This is a genomic window from Thalassovita autumnalis (assembly GCF_001458255.1).
GTDB lineage: Bacteria > Pseudomonadota > Alphaproteobacteria > Rhodobacterales > Rhodobacteraceae > Thalassobius > Thalassobius autumnalis.
Genome location: NZ_CYSB01000029.1, coordinates 1 through 13,356 on the forward strand (window position 1 = coordinate 1; position 13,356 = coordinate 13,356).

Here is a 13,356-nt window from a genome sequence, read left to right on the forward strand (position 1 = left end):
ACAAAAAAGATCAAAAAATAAATGAATTCAATAACATAGAAGGAGAAAGAAAGAGAAGGAATGGCCATGCGCCTGCATTTCCACAATCAAAACTCCAGAATCCCTGCCCCGTCACCGGGAATCCCCCACGAGTCGCTTTGGCAAATCGCTTATTCGGGGGTGTATCAAGGGGCTACACTCGCCATTTGCGTGCGATTTCCGGCAAAAAGGGCGGCTGATTGCTCAGCCGCCCTTTTGATTCACTCAAGTGACTCGGTTTTCACGCCGGTCCGAGTCGCCTTTAGCGCACCACGTAGACCGACACCTCGGCGTGGCGGACCACTTTGGCGGCGTTGGTGCCCAAGAGGTAGTCCCGTGCCGTGGGGCGGTGCGAGCCGATCACGATCAGATCGCTGCCAGCCAGTTCGGCCGCATGCAGCACCTCCTGGTAGACCTTGCCGGTGGCCACCTCATGGCGGACCTTGAACGGCAGCTCTTCCCCCAGAACCGATTTCACAAAAGCCTTCAGACGCGACACGGTCTCCTCCACGGCTTTGGCGTGATAGTTCTTTGGGAAAAAGTCCGGGATCTCCCCGGCGCCAAAGTCGGGCACCACGGTGATGACATCCAATTGGGCGCCATCAAGGCGGGCCAGCTTGGCCGCCTCTTCCAGCACCCGTTTGTCCGGGCTGTGTTCACTCATGTCGATGGCACAAAGGATTGCACTGCTCATGCCTGAACCTCCTTGGGCTGACGGGCGGCACGGCCGCGTTGCAGGAAGGCGATGCCAGCAAGCAGCAGCAGCGCCGGGATATACATCAACTCCTTCGGCAATTGATCCGCCGGAGCAGCCACCGAAGTGACCTGCATCGGGGCATCGCCATAGAAGTCAAAGTTCGACATCGTCTCAAAATAGGGGGTGCCCGGGAAAGGCTCCTCCAACAGAAGCACGTCACCCTCTGGGATCGTGGTCAGACCCAAGGCGGCCAGACGGGCCTCACCATCAGCGGCACCGGTTGCAGGCAGAACGATGGTGGTTTCCTTGACCTCACCTGTGTCGAAGTCAGGACCGGAGACAACCACCCGCAGTTCCGTGCCTTCCGGCGCCTTGCCCATGACCTCAACCAGCTGTGCTGGGGCTGAGACCTCAAACGGAGGCTGGATGCGATCTATCAGGAAGCCCGGGCGGAACAGCGCAAAGGCGATCAGGATCAGCAGCACGCTTTCGATGATGGTGTTCTTGGTCACAAACCAGCCCATGGTGCCTGCGGTGAAGATCAGGATTGCCACAGACGCCACAATGAAGACGATGATACCCTCCACCAAGGTCACATCAATCAACAACAGGTCGGTGTTGAAGATGAAGACAAAGGGCAGTGCCACGGTCCGCAGGCTATAGAAGAAGGCGGTGAACCCGGTGCGAATGGCATCGCCACCCGAAACGGCCGCCGCGGCAAAGCTTGCCAGACCCACAGGCGGGGTCACGTCCGCCATGATGCCGAAATAGAACACAAAGAGGTGCACCGCGATCAGCGGAACGATCAGGCCCGAGTTTGCGCCCAGTTCCACAACCACGCCCGCCATCAGCGAGCTGACAACGATGTAGTTCGCAGTGGTCGGCAGGCCCATACCAAGGATGAGGGACAACAGCCCCACCATCACCAGCATCAGGATCAGGTTACCGCCCGAGAGGAACTCCACCAGATCTGCCATCACCTGGCCCACACCGGTCAGCGTTACTGTGCCAACGATCACACCAGCAGTGGCCGTGGCCAGACCGATGCCGATCATGTTGCGCGCGCCATCGATCATGCCCTGTGCCAGATCGCCAACGCCGAACTTGAAGGCGGCGGGCAGGTCACCCTCGCCACGGAACATGGCCTTCAGCGGGCGTTGGGTCAGCAGGATGACAAACAACAGTGCCGTCGCCCAGAATGCCGACAGGCCCGGCGACTTCTGTTCGATCATCAGGAAGTAGACCAGCACGATGATCGGCAGCAGGTAATAAAGACCCGCTTTGTAGATCTCACCCACGACGGGCAGCTGCACATCTTTGGCGTTGGGATCATCCGGTTCCAGATCAGGAACCGAAGCTGCCAGCCACAGCAGGATCACATAGGCAACAAACACCAGTGCGGACAGGATCAGACCCGATCCACCCGGCACCATGGCGACGATTGCTTTCACCGGAAACTGCACGCCGTAACACAGACCAGCAAAGCCCGCGAAGAACAGGAACATGCCGAAAATGGTGCGCGACAGCGAAACAACGCGGTCGCCCAAGGTGGGCAGGTTCCGTTTCACTGCTTCCAGGTGCACGATGTAAACCAGCGCCATGTAAGAGATGACCGCCGGCAGGAAGGCGTGGGTGATCACCTCGACATAGGAAATGCCGACATATTCCACCATCAGGAAGGCCGCGGCCCCCATCACCGGTGGCATGATCTGCCCGTTCACCGACGAGGCAACCTCAACCGCGCCGGCCTTCTCACTGGAGAAGCCCACACGTTTCATCAGCGGAATGGTGAAGGTGCCGGTGGTCACAACGTTCGCAATCGATGAGCCCGAGATCAGGCCGGTTGCGGCGGAGCCAACAACAGCCGCCTTAGCCGGGCCACCACGCAGGTGACCGAGGGCGCCGAAGGCCATCTTGATGAAGTAGTTGCCTGCGCCTGCCTTCTCCAACAGTGCGCCGAAGAGCACGAAGAGGAAGACAAACTTGGTCGAAACGCCCAGCGCGATGCCAAACACACCTTCGGAGGTGATCCACATGTGGCTCATCGCTTTCTTGAGCGAAGCACCTTTCCAGCGGATGACTTCGGGCACCCAGTCGGAGGAGCCGAAGAAAACATAGCCGAGGAAGATCGTCGCGATGATCGCCATGGCCGGGCCCAATGCACGACGCGCGGCCTCAAACAGCAGGATCAGGCCAACCAGCGCCACCCATTTATCGGTGTCATCGGCCAATCCGCCCGAGTTCACGATCTTGTCGTAGAAGAAATAGCCATATAGCGCGATGAATGCGCCGACGCCGGCCATCACCCAATCCTGGATCGGGATCCGCTTGCGCGGGCTGGTCGCCAAGGCCGGATAGGCCAGAAAGGCCAGGAAAATTGCAAAGGCCAGATGGATCTGGCGCGAGTTGTTAATCAAATCGCCGGGCAGGATGTAATTTGCCAGAGGCGAGGCCAAGGTGACCTGAAAGACCGACCATAACAGCGCAATCGCTGCCATGAAGGTTGCCACGGCGCCTACGGGATTTCGCCCGCCTGCGTCACTGGCGGCAACCAGTTCCTGTAGTTCTTCTTCGCTGAGCGCGCGGCCCTCTGTCTTTGGCTTGGCCATGCATCCCTCCCCCTGCCGGATGTCCCCCCGGCATCTATGCCTGTTTATCTTATTCACAAATGGAAAACCGGCGGCTGGGGTGAGCCAGCCGCCGGAAGGTTAAGATCGATTATTCGATCCAGCCCATTTCTTTGTAGTACTTGGCAGCACCGTCATGCAGCGGTGCCGACAGACCGGCGGTTGCCATGGTCTGCGGGTCCAGGTTTGCAAAGGCCGGGTGCAGCTTTTTGAAGTCTTCGATGTTGTCCATCACCGACTTCACAACAGTGTAAACCGCTTCGTCCGAAACATCGGCCGAGGTCACGAAGGTTGCGCCCACACCAAAGGTGGCGGTGTCACCGTCGTTGCCGCGGTACATGCCGCCCGGGATGGTGGCGGTGCGGTAGAAGCTGTTGTCAGCGATCAGGCCGTCAACGGCTTCGCCCGACACTTCAACCAGAACCGAGTCACAGGCAGTGGTGGCTTCCTGGATCGAACCGGACGGGTGGCCAACGGTGTAAACCATGGCGTCGATCTGGTTGTCACACAGGGCTGCCGACTGTTCAGCCGCTTTCAGCTCGGTCGCCAGTTCAAAGGCGTCCATGCCCCAGCCCTTGGCTTCCATCAGCACTTCCATAGTGCCGCGCTGACCGGAACCGGGGTTGCCGATGTTCACACGCTTGCCAGCCAGATCGTCAAAGGTTTTGATGCCTGCGTCGGCACGGGCCACAACGGTGAAGGGCTCGGGGTGAACCGAGAATACAGCGCGCAGGCCTTCGAAGGCGCCAGCGTCTTCGAATTTCGAGGTACCGTTATAGGCGTGGTACTGCCAGTCGGACTGAGCAACACCAAACTCCAGCTCGCCTTCGCGGATGGTGTTGATGTTGTAAACCGAACCACCGGTCGACTCGACCGAGCAGCGGATGCCGTGCTCTTTACGGCCTTTGTTCACCAGACGGCAGATTGCGCCACCGGTCGGGTAGTAAACGCCGGTCACGCCGCCGGTGCCGATGGTGATGAACTCTTCCGCCATTGCGAAAGGGGCAGTCGCCACGGTAGCAGCCAGCGCAAATGCGCCGAGTTTGAAGTTGGAAAACATCTCTTTCTCCCTGATTTGATGTTTCAAGTTTAGGATCTTCGGGTGTCAGCCGGACCAGAATTCACCCAGTCCGCCATTTCGTTGCTCAACCTCTCTAATGCGGTGGCTGGTCGCCTGCGGATCGCGGGACACAAGAACTGCCATGAGACTTTCGAGGAGAGCGAGTGTAGCTGTATATGATGAAAAAAATTGCGGGCTCTCAGAGGGCACGATGAACGGAAAATCCGCGAATTTCAATGCCGGACACGTATGATTATCCGTGATGATGATCGTACGCGCTCCTTGATCCTGCGCCATCTGGGCCGCCGCAATGGCGCGGCGGGCATAGGGGGATTTGGTCACAATCAGCAGCGCATCCTGCGGCCCCATATCCACCATTGCCGCCCCCAGTGAGGCCCCCATGCGCCCGGCCAGAACCCAGTTGGTCATGCAGTAATGGGCAAGGTAGGCGAGGTATTCGACAATCCCGGTGGAGCCATAGGCGCCAAACAGAACCACCCGGCGCGCCTGACCCAAGGCTTCGGCCGCGGCCTCCACCCGATCTGGGTCCAGCTGGGCGTTCAGCTGCTGGATATTGGCGATCACCGCCTCAGACTGGCGCTGGATGATCGATGCGGTGGTAGCGTCCCCCTGCCCCAGCTTCGCCGCCTTTTCCGAAAAGCTCTCGACGCGCTGACCAACAGCCTGCCGGCACAGTTCGCGGATTTCTTCATAGCTGTCGAATTCCAGCGCGCGGGCCAGCCGGGAATAGGTGGCAGGCGGCAGACCGGAGGAGGCCGAGATCGCGCGCAACGACCGCGAGGCGACATCAATAGGGTTGGACGCAACATAATCGGCTGCGCGCCGCAACTGGGCGCTCAGGTCACTGTATCTGGATGCAATCCGATCTTCGATGGATGTCAATTGCGTCACGAATCCCCCCTGTTTCATCGCAACTTTTCATTTGTATTTTTTCTTGTCAAGAAATGAAACATATGTTTCACCTCCCACAAGTCACGCCGTGTCAGGCGACGATTCGACTTTCTTTGTTTTTGCTGTCTCAGGCTGAAAGGGCGGCACCATGGCTGCATCCACATTTGCAAACACCTCCCATATCTTTCCCCGTCACACCCAAGTGATTCCCCCACGGGCGGCCCGCGGGGACGGGTGCTATATTCTTGATAAGGATGGGAAACAATACTTCGATGGCTCCGGCGGCGCGGCGGTGTCCTGCCTTGGGCATTCCGACCCTGATGTGATCGCAGCAGTGCAGGACCAGACCGCCACTTTGGCCTATGCCCACACCAGTTTCTTCAGTTCAGACCCCGCCGAAGAGCTGGCGGATCTGCTGATCAATCACGCCCCGAAAGGGCTGGATCGGGTCTATTTTGTTTCGGGCGGCTCAGAGGCGATGGAATCAGCGCTGAAACTGGCGCGGCAGTATTTCACCGAAATTGGCCAGCCGCAGCGGCGCCATGTCATCGCCCGCCGCCAGAGTTATCACGGCAACACGCTGGGGGTTCTTTCGGTTGGCGGCAACATGTGGCGGCGCGAACAATTTGCCCCGCTGCTGATTGAAACAACCCACATCAGCCCCTGCTACGAATATCGCGGCCGCGCAGAGGGCGAGAGTGCCTTTGACTACGGTCAACGCGTTGCCAACGAACTGGAAGCGGAAATTCAGCGTCTGGGGCCGGACACGGTCATGGCCTTTGTCGCGGAACCTGTGGTCGGAGCCACCGCCGGCGCAGTGCCGCCGGTTGAGGGGTACTTCAAACGGGTGCGCGAGATCTGCGATCAACATGGCGTCCTGCTGATCCTGGATGAGGTGATGTGCGGCATGGGGCGGACCGGAACGCTGTTTGCCTGCGAACAGGAGGGCGTCGCGCCTGATATCACCGCCATCGCCAAGGGGCTGGGCGCAGGCTATCAACCGATTGGCGCCATGCTGTGTACGAAACAGATCTATCAGGCCATCGAAGAGGGCACCGGCTTCTTCCAGCATGGCCACACCTATCTGGGCCATCCAGTGGCCGCCGCCGCCAGCCGCGCGGTACTCCGCAAACTGACCGAGGGCGGATTGGTCAAACGCGCCGCCGTGATGGGGGAGACGCTGAACACCGCGTTGCAGGAGCGTTTTGGCCAGCACCCCCATATTGGCGACATTCGCGGCCGCGGCCTGTTCCGTGGGCTGGAGCTGGTGGCGGACCGTGCCAGCAAAGCGCCCTTTGCCCCGGATCTTGCCCTGCCGAAGAAAATCAAAGCCGCCGCCTTTGAGGCGGGTCTGCTGTGTTACCCGATGGGTGGCACAATAGATGGCAAGACCGGCGCGCATATCCTGCTGGCGCCGCCGTTTATCATGACCGAGGATCAGATTGGCGAAGTGGTGGATAAGCTGGACATCGCCCTGCGCGCCGCCCTGCCCGGCTGATCTGATACCCCCGAAACGCAAAAGGCCAGCCGCACGGGCTGGCCTTTCTGTTCGGCGTGAAACGCCCCTTAAGCGGCGGTTTCCGAAACCTTATCCGCAAAGCTTTGGAAAAATTTCGCCGACAGTTTCTTGGCGGTGCCTTGGATCAAGCGGCTGCCCAGCTGGGCAATCTTGCCGCCCATTTCCACCTTGGCCACATAGGTCAGCACGGTTTCTTCGCCCTCATCGGCCAGCGTCACATCCGCGCCGCCTTTGGCAAAACCCGCTGCGCCACCTTTGCCTTCGCCGGTCAGGCTGAAGGCGCCGGGCGCGTTTGAATTGTCCAGCGTCACCGCGCCTGAAAACTTGGCCTTCACCGGGCCGATTTTCAGCACAACCTTGGCTTCCAGCTCCTCCGGAGAATGCTGGATCAACTCCTCACAGCCGGGAATGCACTCTTGCAGCACCTCCGGATCATTCAGCGCGGCATAAACCACGTCACGAGGGGCGGAGATGCGGATTTCGTCGCTCAGTTCCATTTAACTCATCCTTCTTTCGTCAATCTGTTCAACAGCAGCGCGGGAACACCTGCAAGGCGATTTGGGTAGCGCGGTCTGTTGCTTGTGGGGTCGCGGCGGCGGGGGAGGATGCTGGCGTGCCGCTCCTCTCGCCCTCCGCAGGGTCAGTGGTTTCGCCATCCGGGCCACCGATCTGGCGCGGATGTTTGGTGGCCGCGCGCCAGGTGATGATTTCCGCCAGGATCGACAGCGCAATCTCATGCGGATCCACCGCGCCAATGTCCAAACCGGCAGGCGATTTCAGCCGGGCGATCTGCGCTTGAGTGACGCCGTCTTTGGTCAGCTTTGCGGTCAGGTGGCCGGCCTTTTTGCGGCTGGCAACCATGGACACCCGCGCGGCATCGCTGGTCAGCGCGGCCTTCAGCGCCAGCGCATCACCGCGCCCTTGTGAGGCGACAACAACAAAGTCCCGCGCCTGCAATTCCGTAGCAGCAGCCGCCGGATCATCCCCCGACAGGGTTGCGCGCACTCGGAACCCAGCCAGTTCGGCATGGGCTGCCAAAGCCTGCGCGATAGGCCCGTCGCCAAATATCACCAGTTGCGGCGCCAGTTGGAACGGCTCGATCAGCAGATCCACCGTGCCACCTGAAGGACAGCCGCTTTTGAACAGTTGTACCCCGTCTTCATCAACGAGGCTGACCACTTTTTCCGAGGGTTTCACCCGGATCATCCGCGGCCCGCCTTCGCGCAGCGCCTCCTCGGCGGAGGCGATCACCGCACGTTGCACGCAGGCCCCGCCCAGATGGCCCAGAATGTCACCGGCTGAGGTGACCGCCGCCTTGGCCCCCGCCTTGGCCGAGGTCACATCAGCGGTGCGCAATACGGTGGCCACGCAAAACGGTGTGCCCCGGGTGCGCAGCCCCTCAATGTGGTCAAAAATATCCAGATCAGCCATCTCCACTCCTCCTTCAGAGCCGGGCAAATTCGGGTTCCAAGGCGGCCAGCGCCTCGATTGTATTGGCAGGCAGATGCGCATCCAGATGCGGCAAGGCCTCTTGCATGGCGGCGGCCACAGGTTCGTAGCCCTGCCAGCCCTTCAAGGGGTTCAGCCAGACGATCCGGCGCGACCGCCGTTTGATCCGCGCCAGAACCGATCCCAGATCCTGCGGCGATGAGGTGCAGTAACCATCAGACAGGATCAAAACGACGGTGCGCCCGTTGAGCACCCGCCCCGCGTGATGCTGTAGGAAGCTGCGCAAACAACCCGAAATATCGGTACCGCCACCAAAACCCTCGGCCATCAGCGACAAGCGGCCAGCGGCGCGCAGGCTGTCATGGTCGCGCAGCGTATCGGTCACGCGCAAAAGTCGGGTGTGAAACAGATAGGCCTCAGCCTGAGTGTCAGACCCAATCAGCCCTTTGAGGAAGGCCAGAAACACCCTTGCATAGACCGTCATCGATCCGCTGACATCGCATAGCGCAACCACACGCAGGGGCCGCAACGGGCGTTTGCGGTGAAACAGCCGCAGCGGATCGCCGCCAGACGCCAGCGAGCCGCGCAAGATCCGCCGCAGGTCCAGCGCCGGGCCTTTGCGCGCCTGTTTGCGCCGCCGCGAACGTTTGTCCCGCAGCGCCTTGCCCAGGCGTTCCGCGGCCTCTTCGGCGCGGCGCAGGCTGTCTTCGTCCATCAGCTCACGCAAGTCACGTTTGCTGAGATTGTCCTGACGGGTGGCGATCAACTGGCCGTCGGTGCCTTCGGCCTCATCCTCCCCTTCGGGGTCCGCCGTCATCGGCGTATCCTCAACGCCTTCGGTCCCATCGCGGGTTTCGCCAAAATGGTCCTGCCACAGCATCGGCTTTTGCGCCTGAACCTTCACATGATCCGATTTGGCCTGCCCCATCTTCTGTTTGCCGGCATTGAACCAATAGGCGTCAAACAGATCATCAAAGCGGCGCCACCCTTCCGCATCCGGCACCAGCATGGCCCGCAGCGCCAGGCGCACCTGAAACACATCACGAACATCAACCTGATGCAGCGCCTCCAGCGCCTGCGCGGTTTCTTGCGGGCCCAGCGTGAACCCGTTGCCCCGCAAATGCGCCATGAAGCCCGCCAATCGCTCGGCAGGTCCAGAGGCGCGGGTTGGGAAACGGGTGATCATCATCAGGCAACCTTTCCGATCACCTGATCCAGCCACACCTGCGGCGCCGCATCGCGGTCCGCCGCGGTTTTCAGCAGACACACCATAGTGGCCTGCAACTGATCGCGGGCCTCACTCAGGTCATTGACCCCCAGACCGGCCAGCGCTGCAGCCCAATCCAGCATTTCCGCCACGCCGGGGCTTTTTTCCAACTCTTCTTTGCGCAGCGCCTGCACCACGCTGACGATCTGGCGCGCCAGTCTCGCCTCCAGCCCGGGATGACGGGCGTGCAGGATGGCCAATTCGCTTTCCAGATCCGGAAAGCCCAGATAGCTGTAAAGGCAGCGCCGGCGCAGCGCGTCGCTTAGATCGCGGGTGCCATTTGCCGTCAGGATCACCACCGGACGATGCTGCGCCGTGATGGTTCCCATCTCAGGGATGGTGATCTGAAAATCCGACAGGATCTCCAACAGGTAGGCCTCAAACTCTTCATCCGCGCGGTCGATTTCATCGATCAACAAGACCGGCGCCGTCTCAGCGGTGATCGCGCGTAGCAAAGGCCGTTTCAGCAGATAGTCTTCGCCAAAGAGCGCCCGTTCCGTGACGCCGCCCTGTGCCTCAGCGGCGCGGATTGACAGCAGTTGCCGTTGGTAGTTCCATTCATAAATCGCGTGGCTGGCATCCAGCCCTTCATAACACTGCAGCCGGATCAACTCGGTGCCCTGCACCGTCGCCAAAGCCTTGGCCACTTCGGTTTTGCCCACGCCTGCGGGCCCTTCCAGCAAGACCGGCCGGCCAAGGTTCAGCCCCAGCGACAGCGCCATGGCTAGGCTGTCATCCGCGACATAGCCCGTCGCGGCCAGCTGTTGTTGCAATTCCAGATGCGTCACGTCCCGACACTCTCTTTCATCTTGCTAAAAATACGCTGAGGTCGCCGGAGGGGGTAAAAGCCCCTTCCGGCCCTCCTTCAGTCAGGGAGCACTCAGTCGTGCAGTCCCAGATCGTTGGCGGTTTTCCAGATCCGCCAATGGTCATGCGGCATGTTGGTATGGGTCAGACCAAAGGCCCGGAATGCATCCTGCACCGCGTTGGAGAAACAGGGCACACCGCCCACATGCGGGCTTTCGCCCACACCCTTGGCGCCGATCGGGTGATGCGGGCTGGGGGTGACGGTGTAGTCGGTTTCATAGTTCGGCACTTCCCATGCTGTCGGCAGGAAGAAGTCCATCAGCGTGCCGGTCTTCACATTGCCCATTTCGTCATAGGCAATTTCCTGACCCAGGGCGACGGCCAGCGCTTCGGTCAGACCGCCATGCACCTGTCCTTCGATGATCATCGGGTTGATCCGCGTGCCACAGTCATCCAGCGCATAGAAGCGGCGGATGTCCGGCACCCCTGTGTCCACGTCGATGTCCATCACACAGACATAGGCGCCGAAGGGGTAGGTCATATTGGGCGGATCATAGTAGCTGACCGCTTCCAGACCGGGCTCAATGCCGGGGATCGCCTGGTTATAGGCGGCGAAGGCAATTTCCTTCATCGTCTTGAACCGTTCCGGCGCGCCCTTGACCACAAAACGATCCACGTCGAACTCAACGTCGTCGTCATGCACTTCCAGCAGATAGGCCGCGATCATCTGCGCCTTGGCGCGGATCTTACGCGCCGCCATCGCAGTGGCCGCACCGGCCACAGGGGTCGAACGCGATCCATAGGTGCCCAGACCATAGGGCGCAGTGTCGGTATCGCCTTCCTCCAGCGTGATATCATCGGCCGGAATACCGATTTCCGAGGCGATGATCTGGCTGAAGGTCGTCGCGTGGCCCTGCCCCTGGCTGATCGTGCCCAGACGGGCAATCGCCGAACCGGTGGGGTGAATGCGGATCTCACAGCTGTCGAACATGCCAAGGCCAAGGATGTCACAGTTCTTGACCGGACCCGCGCCAACAATCTCGGTAAAGAAGCTGAGGCCGATGCCCATCAGGCTGCGGGTTTTGCCGGCTTTGAAATCCTCAACCCGTTGCGCCTGTTCAGCCCGCAGACCGTCATAGTCCACCGCCTTCATCGCCTTGTCCCAGGCTGTGTGATAATCGCCCGAGTCATATTCCCAGCCCAGCGCAGACTGATAAGGGAACTGTTCCTTCTTGATGAAGTTGATCCGGCGCAGTTCGGCCGCGTCCATGTTCAACTTGATCGCCAGCACCTCAATCATCCGTTCGATGAAATACACCGCCTCTGTCACGCGGAAGGAACAGCGATAGCTGACCCCGCCCGGTGCCTTGTTGGTGTAAACACCATCCACGGCCAGATAGGCGGTTGGGATGTCATAAGACCCGGTGCAGATGTTCATGAAACCGGCCGGGAATTTGGTCGGGTCAGCGCAGGCGTCAAAGCCGCCGTGGTCTGCCGTCACATGACAATGCAGGCCGGTGATCTTGCCCTCTTTGGTGGCCGAGATCTTGCCCTTCATCCAATAATCACGGGCAAAGGCCGTGGTCATCAGGTTTTCCATCCGGTCTTCGATCCATTTCACCGGGCGGCCCGTCACGATGGAGGCCACGACCGAGCAGACATAGCCCGAATAAGCGCCCACCTTGTTGCCGAAGCCACCGCCGATGTCGGGGGAAATCACACGGATGTTGTGTTCCGCAATGCCCGAGATCAGTGAGACCACGGTGCGGATCGCATGCGGTGCCTGGAACGTGCCCCAGAGCGTCAGCTTGCCGGTGACCTTATCCATCGATGCCACCGAGCCGCAGGTTTCCAGCGGGCACGGGTGGGTGCGGTGGTAATACATCGTCTCTTCCGCCACCACTTCGGCGCTGTCGATCACGGCGTTGGTTTCCGCCTCTTCCCCGGCTTCCCAGGTGAAGATGTGGTTGGGGTGGTTGCGCGGACCGTGGGCGCCATCGGTGGCCTTGCCGTTTTCATCTACCGTGTCTTCGCGCAGCACCACATCGGATTTCAGCGCTTCAAACGGATCGACGATCACCGGCAGCTCTTCGTATTCGACCTCAACCAGTTCCACAGCGTCGGCGGCCGCATAGCGGTCCTCAGCCACAACAAAGGCCACTTCTTGTCCCTGGAACAGCACCTTGCCATCGGCCAGCACCATCTGTTTGTCACCGGCCAGCGTCGGCATCCAATGCAGGCCCAGCGGTTCCAGATCAGCGGCCGTGATCACGGCAACCACGCCGGGCACTTTCATCGCCTCTTCGGAGTTGATCGATTTCACCCGCGCATGGGCATAGGGCGAGCGGACAAAATCGCCAAACAGCATGCCGTCCAGCTTGATGTCATCGACGTAGTTGCCCTTGCCTTGGGTGAAGCGCACGTCCTCAACCCGCTTGCGCGAGCAGCCCATGCCTTTGAGGCCAGCGGCGCGATCTTCGGGGGTTTGTACCTCGTCCTTCATTCCGCGGCCTCCTTCTGGGCGTTCAACTGATCCGACGCCGCCATGATCGATTTCACGATGTTCTGGTAGCCAGTGCAGCGGCAAAGGTTGCCAGCCATGCCGAAACGTACCTCTTCCTCAGTTGGGCTGGGGTTTTCCTGCAGCAGGCGATGGGCGCGGGTGATCATGCCCGGTGTGCAGAAACCACACTGCAGCCCGTGGTGTTCGCGGAACATTTCCTGAATGACACCAAGGGTGCCATCGTCATTGGCCAGACCTTCAACGGTGGTGATTTCAGCCTCTTGCGCCTGCGCCACAAAAACGGTGCAGGATTTGACCGACTTGCCATTCAGATCAACGGTGCAAGCGCCGCAGTGGCTGGTTTCACAACCGATATGCGGACCGGTGATTTTCAGATTTTCCCGCAGGAAATGGATCAGCAGGGTGCGCGGCTCGGCAAGGCCTTCAACCTCGCGCCCGTTCACCTTCAGCTTTACGTGCATCTTGGACATTGGTTC

12 protein-coding genes are annotated in these 13,356 nt (G+C 60.3%); 2 read left to right on the plus strand and 10 right to left on the minus strand.

The features are described from left to right. Window positions 1-218: hypothetical protein (locus TL5118_RS21530; RefSeq protein ID WP_207383448.1), on the plus strand; the 218-nt coding region annotated here is incomplete at its 5' end. 62 nt (window positions 219-280) lie between these two features. Here TL5118_RS21530 and TL5118_RS10325 read toward each other — a convergent pair. The 4 genes from TL5118_RS10325 to TL5118_RS10340 form a co-directional block, all read right to left on the minus strand. Continuing rightward, complete coding sequence (locus TL5118_RS10325; protein WP_058244937.1) at window positions 281-712, minus strand: universal stress protein; 432 nt, start codon at window positions 710-712, stop codon at window positions 281-283. After that, on the minus strand, window positions 709-3,324 hold the full coding sequence (locus TL5118_RS10330) for a TRAP transporter permease (protein WP_058244938.1): 2,616 nt from the start codon (window positions 3,322-3,324) through the stop codon (window positions 709-711). Before TL5118_RS10330 ends, TL5118_RS10325 begins: the two co-directional genes overlap by 4 nt. A 109-nt stretch (window positions 3,325-3,433) precedes the next feature. Continuing rightward, on the minus strand, window positions 3,434-4,402 hold the full coding sequence (locus tag TL5118_RS10335; RefSeq protein ID WP_058244939.1) for a TAXI family TRAP transporter solute-binding subunit: 969 nt from the start codon (window positions 4,400-4,402) through the stop codon (window positions 3,434-3,436). Window positions 4,403-4,447: 45 nt separating this feature from the next. Continuing rightward, window positions 4,448-5,314: a MurR/RpiR family transcriptional regulator gene (locus tag TL5118_RS10340; protein WP_165590041.1), complete on the minus strand. Its 867-nt coding sequence runs from the start codon at window positions 5,312-5,314 to the stop codon at window positions 4,448-4,450. A 148-nt stretch (window positions 5,315-5,462) separates the two neighbouring features. Between TL5118_RS10340 and TL5118_RS10345 the strand changes: the two genes are divergently transcribed. Further along, window positions 5,463-6,812: an aspartate aminotransferase family protein gene (locus tag TL5118_RS10345; RefSeq protein WP_058244941.1), complete on the plus strand. Its 1,350-nt coding sequence runs from the start codon at window positions 5,463-5,465 to the stop codon at window positions 6,810-6,812. Between the two features lie 68 nt (window positions 6,813-6,880). Here the strand turns inward: TL5118_RS10345 and TL5118_RS10350 are convergent, their stop codons facing one another. The 6 genes from TL5118_RS10350 to TL5118_RS10375 form a co-directional block, all read right to left on the minus strand. Continuing rightward, entirely contained in the window at window positions 6,881-7,330 is a 450-nt protein-coding gene (locus TL5118_RS10350; RefSeq protein ID WP_058244942.1) for an SRPBCC family protein, read from the minus strand. Between the two features lie 28 nt (window positions 7,331-7,358). Next, entirely contained in the window at window positions 7,359-8,264 is a 906-nt protein-coding gene (locus tag TL5118_RS10355) for an XdhC family protein (RefSeq protein ID WP_082626413.1), read from the minus strand. A 13-nt stretch (window positions 8,265-8,277) separates the two neighbouring features. Continuing rightward, window positions 8,278-9,471, minus strand: coding sequence for a vWA domain-containing protein (locus TL5118_RS10360; protein WP_058244943.1), 1,194 nt, complete (start codon window positions 9,469-9,471; stop codon window positions 8,278-8,280). Beyond that, window positions 9,471-10,337 (minus strand): AAA family ATPase, encoded by an 867-nt coding sequence (locus TL5118_RS10365; protein WP_058244944.1) that lies wholly within the window; start codon window positions 10,335-10,337, stop codon window positions 9,471-9,473. Before TL5118_RS10365 ends, TL5118_RS10360 begins: the two co-directional genes overlap by 1 nt. 92 nt (window positions 10,338-10,429) lie before the next feature. Beyond that, complete coding sequence (locus tag TL5118_RS10370; protein ID WP_058244945.1) at window positions 10,430-12,859, minus strand: aerobic carbon-monoxide dehydrogenase large subunit; 2,430 nt, start codon at window positions 12,857-12,859, stop codon at window positions 10,430-10,432. Then, window positions 12,856-13,350 (minus strand): (2Fe-2S)-binding protein, encoded by a 495-nt coding sequence (locus TL5118_RS10375; protein ID WP_058244946.1) that lies wholly within the window; start codon window positions 13,348-13,350, stop codon window positions 12,856-12,858. The genes TL5118_RS10370 and TL5118_RS10375 overlap by 4 nt, the downstream gene beginning before the upstream one ends. Window positions 13,351-13,356: the final 6 nt, after the last annotated feature.